Annotated in this window: 13 protein-coding genes and 2 pseudogenes; 6 read left to right on the top strand and 9 right to left on the bottom strand. The window is 67.0% G+C overall.

The genetic code is table 11. From position 1 onward, the window contains the following. The first annotated feature begins 149 nt into the window (after positions 1-149). The 4 genes from JNUCC0626_RS47580 (at position 150) to JNUCC0626_RS47595 (ending at position 4,169) form a co-directional block, all read left to right on the top strand. On the top strand, positions 150-737 hold the full coding sequence (locus JNUCC0626_RS47580) for a TIGR00730 family Rossman fold protein (protein WP_394617192.1): 588 nt from the start codon (positions 150-152) through the stop codon (positions 735-737). A gap of 526 nt (positions 738-1,263) precedes the next feature. After that, on the top strand, positions 1,264-2,793 hold the full coding sequence (locus JNUCC0626_RS47585) for a pectate lyase family protein (RefSeq protein WP_394617193.1): 1,530 nt from the start codon (positions 1,264-1,266) through the stop codon (positions 2,791-2,793). A gap of 250 nt (positions 2,794-3,043) precedes the next feature. After that, the gene (locus tag JNUCC0626_RS47590; RefSeq protein WP_394617194.1) at positions 3,044-3,448 is read left to right on the top strand and encodes a hypothetical protein; all 405 of its coding nucleotides are present in this window, start codon (positions 3,044-3,046) and stop codon (positions 3,446-3,448) included. Between the two features lie 28 nt (positions 3,449-3,476). Further along, positions 3,477-4,169, top strand: a complete 693-nt coding sequence (locus tag JNUCC0626_RS47595; protein ID WP_394617195.1) for a hypothetical protein — start codon at positions 3,477-3,479, stop codon at positions 4,167-4,169. A gap of 227 nt (positions 4,170-4,396) precedes the next feature. Here JNUCC0626_RS47595 and JNUCC0626_RS47600 read toward each other — a convergent pair whose 3' ends face one another. Together JNUCC0626_RS47600 and JNUCC0626_RS47605 are read right to left on the bottom strand one after the other, a co-directional pair. After that, positions 4,397-5,077: a beta-galactosidase gene (locus JNUCC0626_RS47600; protein ID WP_394617196.1), complete on the bottom strand. Its 681-nt coding sequence runs from the start codon at positions 5,075-5,077 to the stop codon at positions 4,397-4,399. Positions 5,078-5,167: 90 nt separating this feature from the next. Then, the gene (locus tag JNUCC0626_RS47605; RefSeq protein ID WP_394617197.1) at positions 5,168-5,707 is read right to left on the bottom strand and encodes a LacI family DNA-binding transcriptional regulator; all 540 of its coding nucleotides are present in this window, start codon (positions 5,705-5,707) and stop codon (positions 5,168-5,170) included. Between the two features lie 264 nt (positions 5,708-5,971). On the opposite strand from JNUCC0626_RS47605, the gene JNUCC0626_RS47610 reads away from it, so the two are divergent. After that, positions 5,972-6,364: a hypothetical protein gene (locus tag JNUCC0626_RS47610; RefSeq protein ID WP_394617198.1), complete on the top strand. Its 393-nt coding sequence runs from the start codon at positions 5,972-5,974 to the stop codon at positions 6,362-6,364. Here JNUCC0626_RS47610 and JNUCC0626_RS47615 read toward each other — a convergent pair. The 4 genes and pseudogenes from JNUCC0626_RS47615 to JNUCC0626_RS47630 form a co-directional block, all read right to left on the bottom strand. After that, positions 6,361-7,267 (bottom strand): annotated as a pseudogene (locus tag JNUCC0626_RS47615) (IS630 family transposase). The gene JNUCC0626_RS47610 and the pseudogene JNUCC0626_RS47615 overlap by 4 nt on opposite strands. Positions 7,268-7,288: 21 nt before the next feature. Then, positions 7,289-7,774, bottom strand: coding sequence for a PhzA/PhzB family protein (locus JNUCC0626_RS47620; protein WP_394617199.1), 486 nt, complete (start codon positions 7,772-7,774; stop codon positions 7,289-7,291). Between the two features lie 142 nt (positions 7,775-7,916). Next, a complete protein-coding gene (locus JNUCC0626_RS47625; RefSeq protein ID WP_394622280.1) occupies positions 7,917-8,357 on the bottom strand; it encodes a hypothetical protein in 441 nt (146 codons plus the stop codon). 239 nt (positions 8,358-8,596) lie between these two features. Next, positions 8,597-8,656, bottom strand: a pseudogene (locus JNUCC0626_RS47630) (hypothetical protein); the annotation flags it as partial. Positions 8,657-8,725: 69 nt separating this feature from the next. On the opposite strand from JNUCC0626_RS47630, the gene sigC reads away from it, so the two are divergent. After that, positions 8,726-9,352, top strand: coding sequence for an RNA polymerase sigma factor SigC (gene sigC, locus JNUCC0626_RS47635; protein ID WP_394617200.1), 627 nt, complete (start codon positions 8,726-8,728; stop codon positions 9,350-9,352). 1,360 nt (positions 9,353-10,712) lie between these two features. Here the strand turns inward: sigC and JNUCC0626_RS47640 are convergent. From JNUCC0626_RS47640 to JNUCC0626_RS47650, 3 genes are read right to left on the bottom strand one after another with little or no spacing between them, the layout of a single operon-like run. Next, entirely contained in the window at positions 10,713-12,137 is a 1,425-nt protein-coding gene (locus tag JNUCC0626_RS47640; RefSeq protein ID WP_394617201.1) for an MFS transporter, read from the bottom strand. Beyond that, a complete protein-coding gene (locus JNUCC0626_RS47645) occupies positions 12,134-16,414 on the bottom strand; it encodes an amino acid adenylation domain-containing protein (protein ID WP_394617202.1) in 4,281 nt (1,426 codons plus the stop codon). The genes JNUCC0626_RS47640 and JNUCC0626_RS47645 overlap by 4 nt, the downstream gene beginning before the upstream one ends. Continuing rightward, positions 16,407-16,643: a phosphopantetheine-binding protein gene (locus tag JNUCC0626_RS47650; protein WP_394617203.1), complete on the bottom strand. Its 237-nt coding sequence runs from the start codon at positions 16,641-16,643 to the stop codon at positions 16,407-16,409. Before JNUCC0626_RS47650 ends, JNUCC0626_RS47645 begins: the two co-directional genes overlap by 8 nt.

Below are 16,643 nucleotides of genomic sequence, written 5' to 3' on the forward strand. Positions count from 1 at the left end.
GGTGATATCCCTTCATTCTCGACCTCCCGTGTTGCCCTGTAGGTTGGAATCCACGTGCTTCGGAGAACGATTCGACAATTTCTGTTACAGGGTGAGTAAAGGGATTCCAATGGTTTTTGCGACGGATATTTCCGGAATATCATGTGTTCATGAGGATTGCTGTGTTCTGTGGTTCATCGGCTGGCCGTGTGCGGCACATGGAGGTTGCGGCCGACCTGGGTCGGGTGCTCGCGAAACGAGGCGTGGAGGTCGTCTACGGCGGAGGGCGGATCGGCACCATGGGTGCGGTGGCCGACGGCGCGCTGGAGGCCGGAGGCTCGGTGATCGGCGTGATTCCGGAGCACATGCTCGCGTGGGAGATCGCTCACGATGGCCTGACCGAGTTGCACGTCGTGGGCACCATGCACGAGCGCAAGAGCCTGATGGCGGACTTCGCGGACGCCTTCATCGCGCTGCCGGGGGGTGCGGGCACCCTGGACGAGCTCTTCGAGATCTGGACTTGGGCGCAACTCGATCTGCACGCGAAGCCGATCGGCCTGCTCAACGTCGACGGGTACTACGACCACTTGCTCGCAATGGTCAACAACATGGTGCTGGAAGGATTCCTGAAGGTTCCGTACCGCAACATGCTGCTGGTGGACATCGACCTGGACAGGTTGCTGAAGCGAATGGAGAGGTACGAGCCGCAGGAGTACGTGTGGGTGGAGGAGCCCGCGTTGAAAGACCTGCCGGCTTAGGCTTTCACGGGGGCAGCCGTTCGGAATGGAGTTCCTGGCGGCGTGGAGCTCGGTCGCCGTTCCGGGCAGGTCGACCGCCGCGGACCTGACTCGCGCGGTGCGCAGGTGATCCGGTGCTGCGCGGCACGCCGCTTGCGGTTCGTCGTATCGATGTGACGTGATCCGGTGTTCGACGAGCAGCCGGCCTCACGCGGCCACAGCCACAACGTTCCTCTGGCGCGGCCGGCGCCCCGGTCGGCCGCGCCAGAGCGTTGCCGGAGGCAAGCGAAAGAGCACCGATCTGGGAGCTGGCGGCGACATGACGGTGCTCGGATCCGGGTGGGCTGGAACCTGTCTCGTGCGGGCGGTGAAGGACGGGGCGGCCGAGGTGCTCGGTGCGGCCGCAGCGGCTGCTCGACCTGGGGACTGAGGGTTTCCCCTTGGCGCAAGGGATTCGTTGTCCCTGCGGTCCTGGAGACCAAGATCATCAGCGATACGTTCTCGCCGCTGCGGCTTCTTCTCCGCGCCAGGAAGGACTTGGTCACCCATGACTGCCCCGTCGAACTCGGTCGACAACGGTTCACCCGACGACGAGTTCGGGAGCTACCAGACACTCGCCGAACTGCAGTCTGCCGCGGGAGGCCTGGACGACCTGGGCACCGCCGGCGCGGCAGCGGCGGCGTGGCGGGAGAAAGCCGAGCTCTTCCGGCGCGCGGGTACCGCCTACGAGGACGCCAAAACCGGGCTCGACAACAGGATGCGGCATCTGGAGGACACGTTTCAGGGCGCGTCCGGTACCAGCGTGCAGGAGTCCGGGCGTCGGCTCGGCACGCGGGTGCAAGGCGCGAGGGAGATCATCGCTTCGTACCCGGGCAGCATGGAAGGCATCGCGCGGGCCATCCAGGCCTTCTCCAGTTCGTGGAACGGCACCATGGAGGAAGGCCGCGAGCAGATGAGAGTCAACACGGAGAAGGCTCTCGACGTCGTGTCCAAAGCGGCTGCGGCCGGGCTTGACGTCGACGGGGCCAAACTCGTCCGGACCGTGCAGCACAACACCGAACAGCAGATGTTGCCAAAGTTGCGTCAGCATCTGACTGATCTGGCCTCCCAGTACCGCGAACACGGGCAGGCCCTGAACCCCGTGGAGGACGGCGAGCAAGGAAGTTCAGGTGGGGGAGGGAACACCAACACCAACACCGGGTCCGGTGCTCAGCCCAACGGCGTGACCGGCTGGGCCACGGAGAACGGCGGCACGACCGGAGGCGGCGACGCCACTCCGATCGTCGTGACCACGGCCGAGGAACTCGAAGCGGCGCTGGCGAAGGACGGACCGGCGGTCATCCACGTCAAGGGCAACATCAACGTGGACGGCATGCTTAAGGTCGGTTCGGACAAGACAGTTCTGGGTGTCGGCGACGGAGCTGGGATCACCGGCGGCGGGCTGAACGTGAGCGACGCCAACAACGTCATCATCCGCAACCTGAACTTCAAGGGGTCGTCGGACGACGCGATCCAGGTCGAGCGTTCCAAGAACGTCTGGATCGACCACAACACGATCTCCAACGCGAAGGACGGCGCCGTCGACATCAAACGCGGCTCCGACTACGTCACCGTGTCCTGGAACCACGTCTACGACCAGGACAAGTCCATGATGCTGGGGCATGCCGACGACAACGGGGCTGAGGACAGCGGCGCGCTGCGGGTGACCTACGACCACAACTGGTTCGAGGGCGACCAGCGCAGTCCCCGCGTGCGGTACGGCAATCCGGTGCACGTCTACAACAACTACTACAGCGACGTTGACAGCTATGGCGTTGCATCGACCACGGACGCCGGCGTGCTGGTCGAGGCGAACTCCTTCGAGAACACCGAGGACCCCTACCACCTCGGAGAAGGAGACTCCGGTCCTGGATCCCTGGTGGCCAAGGACAATCAGCTCGTCGGCTCCGGGCAGGGCGAATCCACCAACGGCGGTGTCAAGCCCATTCCGTACACGTACTCGCCGGATCCGGCGGAAGACGTCGAGGCCATCGTCACCGGTGGCGCCGGTGCGGGGAAGATCTCGGTCACGGCGTGAACGGAATGACCGGCGGGGCCGGTGGCACCGCTCATCGCGTTGCTGCTGCCGTCATTTCAGCAAGGTCAACGCGGGAGAGTTTTCCCGACCTCCGTTGAGGTGTCCGTCTGGTTCCGAAGAAAGCGGCAAGTCCTCCTGGTGTTTCGGATTGCGGTGTTCTGTCCGGCTGGGATGTCATGGAAATGAATTAGGTCACGTGGTCGTGCACCCGTAGGTGGGTGCACTGACCGACTTGTGTCCAAGAAGTGGAGTGAACGTGAACCTGAAAAACATCGGGAGGCGTGCAGCGCTTCTGGCGGTGGGCATCCTCACGTTGGGCGCGATCCCGGCCGCTCCCTCTGCCCTCGCCGTCACGAACGACTGCCCGCGTGACAGCGGCGGATACCTGTGGCACTTCCAGAACCACGGGGATTCGAACGCCAGGATCACCGTCACGGCTCCCCGTGATTTCAAGTGCACCATCGACGTCAGCTCTGGCCACGGCAACGAGTTCTTCGCCGGCGCGAGCAGGGGAGATCTGACCTTCGCGCTCAAGTACGGCGTCTACAACACCACCTTCGGTCCCTACAAGAACAACACGAACACCTGTTTCCGGATCCTGGACGACGGAGAGCTCGATCTCGTCTCAACCGGAAACAACTGCAACACGAATTGATCAGTTTCTGATCCGCACGAGCCTCGGGATGGACGGTTCTGCAGAACCCGAGGCCGGCACGTCGAGACAACTTGACTGCGAGGTTCTCATGTCCGACTCAATCCACCAGGGGGGTCCCGGCACTGCGGTGGGCACTCCCATCGCGAAGGGCTTGTGGATGCTCGCGGCCTCCGGGGTGGTGGCCGGGCTCGCGGTGGCGGGGGTACTGGTGAGCTCGCCGGATGAGCCCTCCGCGGCTCCGTTCCGTCCGGTGCTCACCACGTTCGCTCCTGCCGACGTGCAACCGACAGACCCGCCTGTCGACGACGGGATTCCAGTCCTGCCGCCACCTGTCCTTCCGGTCAAGGTGCCGGCAGCCGACACCGTCGCCGAGGTGCAGCCTTCGGCGACTACCCCGAAGCCAGAGGCGGTGGGCAGGAGCATCGTGCCTGAACGGTCGCGGCCGGTGACTCCGCTCGCGAAGGTCGTCGCTCAGCCGGTTCAGCAGGTGCAAGCCGTTGTCGAAGCGGTTCAGCCCGCGAAGATCGCTCCTGAAGTGGTCCAGCGCGTGCAGGCCGTCGCGCTGCCGGCGCGGATGCCGTGGTTCGCCGGGCAGTTCGGTCAGCCGGTCCAGGCCGCCCCTCGGTCGGTTCAGCGCCCGCAGATCGCCTCTTTCCCAGCAGGCGGCAACATCCGGTCGAATCCCATGTGGACCTTCCGGTCGTGGCCGGGTTGCAGGTGACCGGGCTGGTCGTGACGACGAGCACGTGAGATGTGGGGCTCCGTTCATCCTCTGAACGGAGCCCACATCCAGTTTTCAGCCCTCATCCGTGAAGATCCGCACGTCCCACGGGCCGAGGCGCACCGCGTCGTCGATCGTGCCTTTTGAGGACGTCCTTCAGCTTGACCGGGGTGGCTACGTCGACAGGCGTCCAGCTCCCGTTGTGAACGACGTGGACGCGCCGGTCTTCAGGCGAGGTTCCGGTGGTCGTGGTGACGGATGGAGGGCGGGGTCGCCAGCCGCTGACGGCCGCTGGTGCGAGCCACTGGCTCAGTGCTGCCGCAAGATGGTGGTCTGGCACCGCGCCCACCTAGGTGATCCGGCCCGATCCGTGAGGCCGTGTGGTGATTGTGGGCCAACGACCGAAGTGGGGATGACCGTAGAGCGCGAGCACGGGATCGGATGTCCGGTCGTGGCAACTTCCGGTGCCGTGCCCGTCCGGCCTTCCAGCTGTCTGATGTGGACGATCCGGACCTACTTGCCCGAGCCGGCGAACTCGCGCACGACGTCCGCCTGCCAGCGGATGAACTCAGTGGCCCGGCTTGCCTTCGGCTGTGCGTTGCCGTCCGGTGTCCACCAGATCGGCCAGCGTCGATAACCGGTGCGACCTTCCGACGATCTTGCGAATCACCCGCTCCTCGTGGAAGAGAAAGCCGGATGGGTGAAGTCCACCTCCTGGCACGAGCCCAACCGAGGCGTCGGCCGGTGGCGGGCTCGCCCGCGATCTCCGGGTACTGCCACGGCGGCACCGCGTAGGTCGGCGTTCCGAGGACGACTGAGATGCCGCGTTGGTGTGCGCCGTCCAGAACGGGCTGCAACCAGTCGAGGTCGAACCTGCCGTTCTCCGCCTCCCACGCCGACTCGCCCACGCGGTGGCAGGGTCGTCATGCGGGAACTTCCCAAGCGGATCGAGGTGGCCCCTGTTCGTCACCGGGGAGGTGCTGTCGACGCGCGGACGATCAGTTCGACGGCCGTGACCGAGCTGTTCGCGGTCGGCACCTGGCCGACCTCGTAGCCGGATGCACGGGCCAATCAGCCTGCGGGACTGCGAGTTCGGGTCGGGAGCGCTCGATCAGCGTGGTGTGCCACGCCGCCAGCCTGTCTCTGGCGGAGAACCACCGAGCCGGGTCGGCGACGTGGTGCACCGTCCGGTGCCCGAGGTCGAGCAGGTGTTCGGTCGCCGCGCGGGCGAACAGGTCGGAGCGGATTCCGGCGGTGACGGTCCGGCGGCTGGTGAACGTCGCGGACCGAGGGTGGTGCGCTGCTTGCTCGAGGCCCAAGAGCAGGGAAGCCAGCTCGTGCAAAGTGGTTCCGGGGTGACCGCCCCGATCGACCTCGTGTCCAGAGACCAGGGCTCTGGCCGCTGTGTTCGGGCGGTAGTTCAGCCGGTCCGCTGCCTGAAGCACACGAGTGCGCACGTCGGTTGATGCGTAAGGCTCGTTGTGGCACACCCGTGACACGGTCTTCTGGGAGACGCAGGCCAGCCGTGCGACGCTCATGCTGCTCACCGTCGCGTTTCCTGATCTTGAGGGGCGACGGGTCTGTCGACGTAGTCACACCTGAGCCGCCAAGAATTGTTCGGCCTGAAACCGATGTGGTGAGTGGTGACACGCGTGACTCCGCGTTCTGCGGAACTTGTTCCGGCAGTTACAGAGTGACGCCATTGGATGGTCCGAACGGGTGATTTTGAGTGTTTAATCGGTTGGGCGGGCGGCTCGCGCCGCCAAGCCCGTGACTCGACGAATCAGAAAGCGAGCGTCACCATGCTTCACACAAACGCTGCGGGGAGACTCCGCAAGCACGGACGCTTCGTCGCCGCCTGCGTGCTCGCCGTCGGAGCCGTCGGCGCGATCACGCAGCCTGCCGCCGCGGCGGTCTCGTACAACATCGTGTTCATCGGCAAGGACATCCCGGCCAAGGTGCGCAGCGTTGTCGTCGCGAACTGGGAGACCGGCGCCCAGACTTGCGCGCCGAACCTCAAGACCGGTGAGGACAAGAACACAGGTCTCTCTGTCCAAGCTGGGCAGCACGTCGTGCTCGGGGTGTACAGCGACCCCTCCTGCCAAACGAAGTTCGGAGCGTCTCTGAGCGCCACTGCGCCCGCGGACAACGGAGGTCTCAAGAATTGGTGGGTGTCGCTGCGCGGAGTCGCCTAGTGTCCTGAGTCGTTGATTCGCTGGCAGTAGGCGGCGAGTGAGTCGAGGATCTGATCTGCGGAGCGGGTCTGGGCGTAGGGCTTGGTGTCGGTGTTCCACTGCTCGATCCAGTTGCGGATGTCTTTCTCCAGTGCGGTGGACGCCCCGGCGCAGCAGCTTGACGGTGATCTCGGCGAAGAACCGTTCGACGAGGTTGAGCCAGCTTGAGCTGGTCGGCGTGAAGTGCAGGTGGAAGCGCGGATGCTTGAGCAGCCACGTCTTCACCGCGGGCGTCTTGTGGGTGCTGAGGTTGTCCAGGATGACGTGGACATCCAGCCCGGCGGGCACGTTCTTGTCGATCGTGCGCAGGAACGCGAGGAATTCCTGGTGCCGGTGACGACGTTTGACCGCGCTGATCACCTGGCCGGTCGCGATCTCCAGCGCGGCGAACAAGCTCGTGGTTCCATGCCGGATGTAGTCGAAACTGTGCCGCTCGGGCACGCCGGGCAGCATCGGCAGCACCGGCGCTGAACGGTCCAGGGCCTGGATCTGGGTTTTCTCGTCCACGCACAACACGACGGCTTTGGCGGGCGGGTCGAGGTGGAGACCGACGAGATCGCGGACCTTGTCTACGAACAACGGGTCCTTGCTGATCTTGAACGTGTCCACGCGGTGCGGCTTGAGACCGAACGCCCGCCAGATCCTGATCGTCGCTGATCGTGCGCGGCCGGCCCGGCCGTGGCTCGTCAGACAAGCCGTCGAGCCTGTCCGTCACGAACCGCGACCGCCACGTACGCAACGATTGCGGCTTAGCCGCAATCGTTGCGCCACTTCGGTATTCGAGCTGCCTTCGGCGCAGTGGGTGATGGCCGACTGCGCCGTCATATCGCGCGCCTGTGGGGGATCAAGGTGTCGGGCCGCGATGCGCACCTCGTCCGGCACGAGTCACGTGGGGATGCCGCCGCGGTTGATCGTCGGCACGTCGATTCCGAGCGCGCGCAGCTGGTTGAACGGGTTCATGAACTCACGCTGCCGGGCGATGCGCCCGTCGCGGAAGTCGAACGAGTGCAGGAAGTGGTTGCGGTAGTGGCCGGGTGCGTAGCCGGGGTAGAGGATCTTTCCCTCTCCGTCGCACTCGGCCCAGAAGTGGTCGGGACTCTGCGTCTCGAAGATCGTGATGTTGAACCACACCCAGTCGGGGAACATCTGCAGCGACCATTCGCCGTGCGCGCGCAGCTTCTCGTGTCCCTTTGACACGACCGGCTCCAGGGTGTCCGCCGTGTACAGTCCGGCGCTGCCGTCCTCGGTGAACAGCTGATACCGGGTCAGTCTGCTTTCCCCGGTGCGACTGAGGTAGTCCTCGACGACGGCGCGGTTGTGCCGCCGTTGCTCCGCCGCGTCGGTGAACCCGAGGGTCGTGCCTTCCGTCATGAGAACACCTTCTTTTCCTGCTGTCGAAGTTCCTCCGGAGGCTCCCTGAGAACTTCCTCTGCTACAACAAGAACGTCCAACTGCGAGTGTCGCGGTTGGACGATTGCCCCCAAGGCGATGTGAACGAGCCGACGGCCGGGGTTCAAGCGGCGTGGTGTCGGCCCACCGGTCGCAGTGGACCCCGGCGTCGGACTGGTGAGCGTCCGGTGTGTTCCGGTGTGTCCGAAGTGCCGCCCGCTGAGTCGGTGTCCCCGTTCTGGCGTGGTGTGCGTCCACCGTCGGGGCGGGATTCGTTGAGGCGCACGAGTACGAGCAGGACGAGCCCGGCGAGCAGCAGCGAGTGGGACAGCACGCGGGACGTGGTGGCGGTACCGTTGATCAGGTCGCCCCCGGAGTAGGGGATCAGCACGGCGACGAACGCCGCTGTGACGGGAAGCGTGCCGGAGATCGCGGCGGGGCGCAGTGCGGTCCAGAGCAAGCCGAGGCCGAGTGCGATGTTCCAGGTCGTGCTCTCGTTGACCAGGTGGCCGTTGTCGACACCGGCGGTGTGGCCGTTGTGCCCGGAAGGGCCGATGCCCAGCACCTGGGCCAGTCCGAGCGTGAGCTGGGCGACCGCGACACCCGTGAGGACGCCGCGGGGAGTCGGCGGCGTGGCGCGGCTGGGGCGAGAGGGGGAGCAGCGTCGAGGATCGCTGCGGCCAGGTCGGGGACCTGCACAGCCGGTCGCACGCGAAGAGTGCGGGTGAGCGCGAAAGCGTTGTCGTGCCACGTCTTGCAGAGCGCGCACCTTTCGAGGTGCGCGTCGATCCGGTCGGCGGACGTTCCATCCTGTTCCCCGTCAAGCCGTGCGGACAAGGATTCTCGGCAGATGTAGCACTCCACGTCACAATTGTCGGATGTCTAGCGTTCGGAGTTCCCAGCGATCTCGGCCATTGGCTACTGTCCACGATCGTGTCAACTTCGAGGGGTGACGAGGCTGTGACGGCGTGCGCGCTGGCCGCCGGCGCGGGTGATCGTGGTGCGCTGGAACGGTTTGTCCGTGCGACGCAGAGCGATGTCTGGCGGCTGGTCGCCCATCTCGGCGGGGTCGGGATGGCGGACGACCTCACCCAGGACGTCTACTTGCGCGCCCTGCGCAGTCTTCCCGGTTTCGAGGGGCGTTCCTCCGCACGCACCTGGCTGCTCTCGATCGCCCGTCACACCGTCGTCGACCACGTTCGGGCGGCCGTCGTCAGGCCGCAGATCGCGTGGTCGGCGGACTACCGGCTGGCCTCGGACGCGAACCGCCACACCGAGCACGCCCGGTCGGCTGGGTTCGAGGACGTCGTCGAGCTCACCGTCATGCTCGCCGGCCTCGCACCGGAACGTCGTGAAGCACTGCTGCTGACCCAGGTGCTCGGACTGTCCTACGTCGAGGCAGCCGAGGTCGTGGGCTGTCCTGTTGGGACGGTCAGATCCCGCGTCGCGCGGGCCCGGGAGGAGCTGGCCGGAGGCGTAGGGAGCGCCGTTGTCGAGGTCGTCCAGCCCACCTCAGGACTACTTGCGGCAGTGAGAGGCACGCGGTGGGCACACGGTTGAGGTGCCTGACGATCGACGGCTGGATCGGTCGTCGCTGACGGTGTGCTGCTGTCGCGGCAGCCCGTTCACCCGTGCGCAGAAGCTTCTTGCTCGGTGGCGCCGGTGAATCGCCAGGAAAGCCAGAAGGTCTGTTCGACGTCCAAAGCGAGTGGCTGGACGTCCGACTCCCCCAAGCCGAACACCAGTCCCCGGGGTCGCCGCGATCGCGGAAGCGGTGAAATGCACGTCGTCCCACTCCTTCGCCACGGACGGCCAGTCAGGGTAAGCCCGACCATCGACGAAGGCCGGATACCTCTGCACGAACTGAACCCACTGAGTGGCCGACGAAATCTCGCACACGACGGCATCAGGGTCGACTTCCAGATGCCGGCGCGGCAAGGGCGCCTGATACAGGAACAAATGCGCCTCCTGGTAGATCCGCCACATGTCCCAGCCGTCCCAGGCCGAGGTCGAGGTGAAGAAGCCGATGTTCCGCGGCTTCGTGCACGCCACCGGAACCGTGGCCGCGTTCACCGGTACGAAGAGCTCAGGCCTGGGCGTTCTCGGGCCGAGGTCGCAGGTGTGCTGCCCGGTGGTGAACCCATTCCTGGGCCGGCAAGTCCACCGGACCGTCCACCACCGACCGGGCGAATACCCGCAGGCGTCCGAGCAACGCGCAGTCCGCGACGATCGCGTCGGCTTCCTCCGGCTCGACCTCCGAACGAACAGGCCTCCCACGCTCGTCAACGGTTGCGGAGAGGTCTGTCCGTTGTGCGAGAACCTCGGTGAACCAGGTTGCATCCGGTCGCTGGCCACTCGGTGGCGCATAGATCTCGTCCGACACAGACCGGTCGAGACAGGCGATCCTGTGGTGTAGGACAACGGCACCTGGGGCGGTAACTCGCGACATCGACTTCTTCGCATCCTAGGAACAATTGATTGGCTGTTGTCCAGGTTCAGCTGCGGTGGTGTGAAACCTTCGGGAAGCACGCCGACATCAGAGGCTGCACCGCGGCGAATGTCCGCGAATCCTGATCGCCGGAACAACGGCCGTGCAAGTCACGTCTGCCGTGACATTCACAGTTCCCTTGACATGTCCGGAATTGTGTGGATTTGAACACTCAGCGTGCAGTTGATCGTGGCGGAGACGCCTGATGTAGCGGCCGACGCCACCCCAGGCGACGATCCTGCCACGATGATGCCGACAGCGACCATTGCGAGCGCAGGACGAGCAAACCCCAATAGCTGAACATGAGGAAACCACGTTGGATGCTGGAACGTCGCATGGGTAACGGCTGGACTTTAGTAGTTCGCGGTCGTAGTTCCGCGTGTTGCGGACAACGCCGTCGGTCGCGGGTGATCTGACCAACCGGTACGGCGTCTAGCTCTGGTTGCTACGAGCGCACAACATGCTCGTCGTCAGTGCCAGCATCGCCAGCACGATGACGCTCACCGAGTACGCGTGCACGTGAGCGGGCAACGGCACCGCCGCGGCACCGGGCGTCGCGCCCAGCAGGAAGCGGTAGCCGACGCCGACGGCGGAGTAGCCGGACGCCAGGGCGAACTGCGTGACGGTGGACGCGACGCCGGAGGCCGCGCCTGCGTCGTCCGCGGTGACACGCGCGAAGATTCCGGTGACAACGGGAGCCACCACGACCCCTTGGGCGAGTCCGACGGCGCCGATCGCCACCGCGAGCAGGAGGTCCTGAGCTTCGACCGGTGCTCGGACCACGGCAAGATGACTCAGCATCGCGACGGCCAGCAGGCAGCAGCCTGTCACGGGCAGTTGGTCGCCGAAGCGTGCGGACAGGCGCGCGGACCACGCGGAGCCGAGTGCGAACGCGGCGCCCAGCGGTACGAACATCAGACCGGCTGTCAACGGTTCTCGGCCCAGACCGGTCTGCACGTAGTAGGTGAACACGAGGAACAGGCCCGAGTTGCCCGCGAAGAACGTCGTGATCGCCGCGAGCCGGATCACCATCCCCGGTGTCCTGAGCACACGAGGCGGAAACAGCGGCGAACCACCGGAGGCCGCGAGCTTTCGCTGCTGTCGCACCAGGACCAGACCTGCGGCCAGTGCCAGGAGCGGCAGTGTCCACAGCAGACCGGATGCTCCCGGCTCAGCGCCGAGCACGAGCGGTACCAGCAGCGACGGCAACGCGATCGCGGTCAGTGCAGTGCCGGCGAGGTCGATGCGCGGCCGTTCGGCCGACCTGCCCTCGTCGATCGCGATCCTGCTCAGCAGCAGGACGAGCAGGCCGATCGGCACGTTGATCAGGAACACCGTGCGCCAGCCCAGGCCCGCAGGGTTCCAGTGCACTAACAGGCCGCCACCGCCGAGCCCGGCGATGACCCCGAGGCCCATCGCGACGCCGTACCAGCCGATGGCGCGCGCACGCTGGGTCCGTCCGGAGAACATGCCGTGGATCAGAGCCAGTTCCTGCGGCACGAGCGCCGCTGCGGCGAGTCCCTGTACGCAGCGCATGACGATCAGCACCTCGGGGCTCGGCGCGAGGCCGCACAGCAGCGAGGCGAGTGTGAACACCGCGATTCCGGCCACGAACGTCCGGCGGCGGCCCCAGCGGTCGCCGATCCTGCCGCCGGTGACCAGTCCGGCGGCGCACGCGAGCACGTACGCCGCGCCGACGAGCTGGATCTGGCCGAACGACGCGGGGAGATCGCGCTGGACCGACGGTGCGGCGACGGTGACGATGAACCCGTCGACCTGGCCCATGAAGGTGGCGGCGAGGATCGCCGTCAGACCCAGCCAGGCCCGGAAGCCGGAGTGCTCGGTGGTCGTGATCATGCCTGCCTTCGTCGCGGTGCGGGGAAGAACCCGGTGCTGATGAAGTGGTCGAGGTAGGTGTCGATCAACGGTCCGTTCACCGCGGGGATGGCGAGCCCCGCATCCACCAGGTTGTCTCGCCCGAAGGCGACCGGTGCGGTGGAACCACCTAGCGCGGGAGCGTGTGCCACGGCGATGGCGAGGCTGTAGTCGCCCGTGTCCGCGGCGCGGTCGGCGGTGTCGGCCAGCAGGTTTCGCCACTCGGTGACGGGCAGCCGGGCGAGGTCGTAGCCGCGATCGCGGAGCCTGCCCAGCACGTCGTCGATCGCGAGCGGCCCCGGACCGGTCAGGTGGTAGGTCGCGCCGGTACTGCCGCGGACCAGCAGCTGCACCACGGCGGAGGCCACCCGGTCTGCCGGGACGACGTCCGCGTGACCGGCCGAGTTCGGTGCCGCGCCGACGACGAGCATGCCGCGCACGAGATTCCACAGCGCGTCGTCGGTGCCCGCGGCACCTGTCTTGCTGTGGCCGGCGATGCGGCTCGGCCGGTGCACGGCCACCGGCACGCCGCGTTGACCCGCGAGCAGCACCATGCCTTCCGCTACCCACTTGCTCGCGACGTAGCCGTTGGGCAGCAGGGACTCCGGCCGGACTCGCCGCGTTTCGCGCACGATCGGGGGATTGCCATCGGAAGCGACGGCGGTGTCGCAGGTGGACACGAAGTGCACGGCCTTGACCCGATGGGTGGTCGCGAGCCGCAGCACCTCTGCCGTGCCGCCGACGTTCGCGGCCCGCAACCGCCTGTACGGATCGAGGTGGTGCACCCTGGCGCCGTTGTGCAGCACCACGTCGATCTCGACCGCCAGTTTCTGGAACTCCTCCGCCGGCAGCCCGAACGACGGCAGCTCCAGATCTCCCGGTACGGCGATTACGCGGTGCAGGTCGTGTTTGGGCAGTCCGTAACGCCGCAGTGACGCCCTCAACCGCTTCAGCCCGTCCTGCTCGGTCTGCGTGCGGACAAGGCAGTGCACCGTGGCGGACGTGCGGTCGAGCAGTTCCCGCAGCAGGAACGCGCCGAGGAAACCTGTACCGCCGGTCAGCAGCACGGAGTCGACCCGGCCGGAGAACGGTGCGAGCCCTGCCGCGGTGATCGCGTCCGACAGCGCGACCTCCGCGGTGAGGTCCACATCGGACAGAGGGTCCGCGCCGAGAGGAGCGACCGCACCCAGCCTGATCGCGAGTGCGGCGACGTTCGCGGTCTCGAACACGTCGCGGATGCCGAGCCGGACACCGAACTCGGCGCGCACCCGGCTCAGCAGCTTCGCCACGAGCAGCGAATGTCCGCCCAAGGAGAAGAAGTCGTCGTCGACGCCGACCTCGGGCAGTCCCAGGACTTCGGCGAACAACGCGCACAACGCCCGTTCCCGCTCGCTGGTGGGAGGCCGGCTGCCGACCGTGATGTCCGGGGCGGGCAACGCCGCCCGGTCCAGCTTGCCGTTGACGGTCCGGGGAAGCCTGTCCAGCACGACGTAGACGGGCGGCACCAGGTGGTCGGGGAGCGAGGCCGCCGCGTGGGCGCGCAATGCGGAGGCCTCAGGAACAGGCAGGCCAGGTGCGAGGACGACGTAGGCGACCAGCCGGTCGTCACTGGCCACCACGGCGACCTGAGCGACGGCGGGATGGGTGGCCAGCGCCGTCTCGGCCTCGCCCGGCTCGATCCGGAACCCGCGGATCTTGACCTGGTCGTCGTTGCGCCCCAGGTACTCCAGCAGTCCGTCGGCCCGCCACCGGGCGAGGTCTCCGGTGCGGTACAGCCGCTCTCCGGACGGACCGGGGACGAACCTCCTGGCGGTCAGTTCGGGTCGCCGGTGGTAGCCGAGCGCGAGGGGAGTGCCGCCCAGGCAGAGTTCTCCGGCGACGCCGGGCGGAACCGGACGCAACTCGCCGTCGAGCACGTGGCACCGGGTGTTGGCCACCGGACGGCCGATGACCGGGGTCGGGCTGTGGGCCAGCCGCGCCCATACGGTGTCGACCGTGCACTCCGTTGGGCCGTACAGGTTGTAGGTGGTGATGCCCTCGGCGTCGCGCAACGCGGACCACAACGCCTGGCCCGTCGCCTCACCACCCAGGGCGATGATGCCCGGGCGGTGCTGTCCCGGTGCGAGCAGCCCGGCGGTCAGCAGTTCCTCGGCGTAGGTAGGCGTGACGTCGAGGAACCCGATGCGTTCGGTGTCGACGTAGCGCAGCAGCTCGGCCGGGTCACGGCGCACCTCGTCGGTAACGAGGTGCAGTTCGTGGCCGGCCAGCAGCCACAGCAGGCCTTCCCAGGAGGTGTCGAACGACAGCGACGCCGTGAGCGCTGCCCGGATCACGCCGTGCTCGCGTTCGGCGGGTTCGATCATCTCGGTGCGGTGGTGGTGATAGAGGTTGGCCATACCGCGGTGGGTGATCACAGCGGCCTTGGGCTCGCCTGTGGACCCGGAGGTGTAGATGAGGCACAACGGGTCGTCTGGTGCGACGGTCACCGCCACTGCAGGCGAGTTGTGCGGTGTGTCGACCGCGACCACAGGAGTGCCGTCGGGTAGTCGGCCGGCCAGGTCGAGGGTCGTGACGACGAGCTTCGGCTCAGCGTCTTCGAGGAAGAACGCCAGCCTGCGCGGCGGGTGGTCGGGATCGGCCGGCACGTAGGCCGCACCGGACCTCACCGTCGCGAACAGGGCGATGATCGCGTCAGCGGTGCGGGGGAGCAGGTGCAGCACGGTGGTCCCCGGCCCTGCTCCCGCCTCGTGCAGCCGATGTGCCAGGCGGTCCACGCTTCGGCCGAACTCGGCGAACGTCAGGTGGACCCGCTCACCGTTCTCCTCGGTCGCGACGAGCGCGGTGCGTTCCGGAGTCGCGGACACCCTGTCCGCGAGGAGATCCGTGATGGTGTTGTCCGGCCAGTCGTGGGTGATCGTGCTCCACGAACCGAGAACGGTGGAGCGCTCGCGGTCGAGGAGAAGTTCCGCGTCGGCGACCGGTGCGGCAGGTTCGGCCAGCAGCCTCCGCAGGAACACCCGCAGCCGTTCGGCGTGGGTGGCGAGCTCGCCGGCGGTGTAGAGGTTCGGGTTGCCGTCCAGCGCGACGGTCAGACCCGTGCCGTCGGCGCGGTGGTAGACGTTGAACGCCAGGTCCTCGACAAGACCCGCGGACACGTTGCGCATCACCGCCGGGGTTCTGTCGAACATCAAGCCGTAGTCGAACGGCATGATGTTCGCCGAAGGGCCGAAGAGCTTCCGTTCGCTGTTGAGCAGACCGAGATCGCGCCGCAGTTGTTCGTACCGGTAGCGGTGGTGACGCCTGCTGCGACGCAGGTGTCGGGTCACCTGCCCGGTCACGTCGATGAGAGACGGCCGGTCGCCGAAGTCCGTGTAGAGCTGGACGACGTTGAGCACCATGCACGGCACGCGCAACGCCACCGAACCTGTGCGCAGCATGACCGGGACCGCGAGCGAGATCTGCTCGGTTCCGGTCATCCGGTGCACGTAGGCGGAGATCGCGGCGATCAGGGCGTCGGTCCACCTCCCGCTCGCCTCGCGGGCAACGGATCGCAACGAGTCCACTGTGGATCCGTCCACCTCCGCCCAGGCGCGGAGGACGTGCCGTGGCAGCGCGGCCGGGCATCCGGCCAGCGTGGCGGGTGCGGGCCGCTCTTCTTGGTACTCCGTCCAGAACTCGCCGTCCTGGCGGTGTTCCGGCGAGCCCAGGTAGGCGGCTTCCTCATCCAGCACGGACCGCACTGTGCCGAACTCGTGCGCACCGACCTCGTCGCCGCGTGTCAAGGCCGTGTAGACCTCGGCGACCCTGCGTGCCACGAGGGACAACCCGTAGCCGTCGAGCAGGACGTGGTGAACCCGGTGGTACCACAGGTGGTGGTCGGGGCCGAGCCGGAAGATCGTGTGCGTGAATAACACGTCGTGGGTGAGATCGACCGGTGCGGCGACGTCCTGTTCCATCCGGGCTTCCGCCGCCGCCAGCGGATCGGATTGAGCACTGACGTCGAGGACTCGCACGTCCCATTCCGGCGGATCGACGATCTGTCGCGGGCCGTTCCCGTCCTCGATGAACCGGACCGACAACGCCTCGGTCTCCGTCACCACGTGCCGGATCGCCCGCGCAAGTGCGCCGACGTCCAGCGGTCCGTCGATGTCGGCGTACTCGGCCGTGTTGTAGGCAGGAGAGGAGGGATCGAGCTGCTGTCCGACCCAGATGCCGTACTGAGCCGTGGTGAGCGGCCAGGACACCGCCGTGTCAGGCATCTTCGGCGCCTGTTCCACTGAGCAGGTCCCACCACGCGCGCAGCGTCGGCTGCTCGGCGAGATCCGCGAAGCTGACCGCGGCGCCGCCCTCGCGCCACTCCTCCACCAGGTCGACGATGGTGACGGAGTCGAGGCCTTCCGCGAACAGGTCCGCGTCGTCGGTGAGCTCGCCGGGTTCCAGGTAGAGGCGTTCAGCGAGCTGAGCGCGCACGGCGTCGAGTGTGAGCAT

The organism is Lentzea sp. JNUCC 0626 (assembly GCF_043632865.1).
Taxonomy (GTDB): domain Bacteria; phylum Actinomycetota; class Actinomycetes; order Mycobacteriales; family Pseudonocardiaceae; genus Lentzea.

What these genes read in the sequence shown, in the direction of transcription:
- JNUCC0626_RS47650 (WP_394617203.1), bottom strand. Translation starts at nt 16,643, where the DNA reads ATGCTCACACTCGACGCCGTGCGCGCTCAGCTCGCTGAACGCCTCTAC.
- JNUCC0626_RS47640 (WP_394617201.1), bottom strand. Translation starts at nt 12,137, where the DNA reads ATGATCACGACCACCGAGCACTCCGGCTTCCGGGCCTGGCTGGGTCTG.
- JNUCC0626_RS47605 (WP_394617197.1), bottom strand. Translation starts at nt 5,707, where the DNA reads ATGAGCGTCGCACGGCTGGCCTGCGTCTCCCAGAAGACCGTGTCACGG.
- JNUCC0626_RS47580 (WP_394617192.1), top strand. Translation starts at nt 150, where the DNA reads ATGAGGATTGCTGTGTTCTGTGGTTCATCGGCTGGCCGTGTGCGGCAC.
- JNUCC0626_RS47610 (WP_394617198.1), top strand. Translation starts at nt 5,972, where the DNA reads ATGCTTCACACAAACGCTGCGGGGAGACTCCGCAAGCACGGACGCTTC.
- JNUCC0626_RS47645 (WP_394617202.1), bottom strand. Translation starts at nt 16,414, where the DNA reads ATGCCTGACACGGCGGTGTCCTGGCCGCTCACCACGGCTCAGTACGGC.
- JNUCC0626_RS47620 (WP_394617199.1), bottom strand. Translation starts at nt 7,774, where the DNA reads ATGACGGAAGGCACGACCCTCGGGTTCACCGACGCGGCGGAGCAACGG.
- JNUCC0626_RS47585 (WP_394617193.1), top strand. Translation starts at nt 1,264, where the DNA reads ATGACTGCCCCGTCGAACTCGGTCGACAACGGTTCACCCGACGACGAG.
- JNUCC0626_RS47595 (WP_394617195.1), top strand. Translation starts at nt 3,477, where the DNA reads ATGGACGGTTCTGCAGAACCCGAGGCCGGCACGTCGAGACAACTTGAC.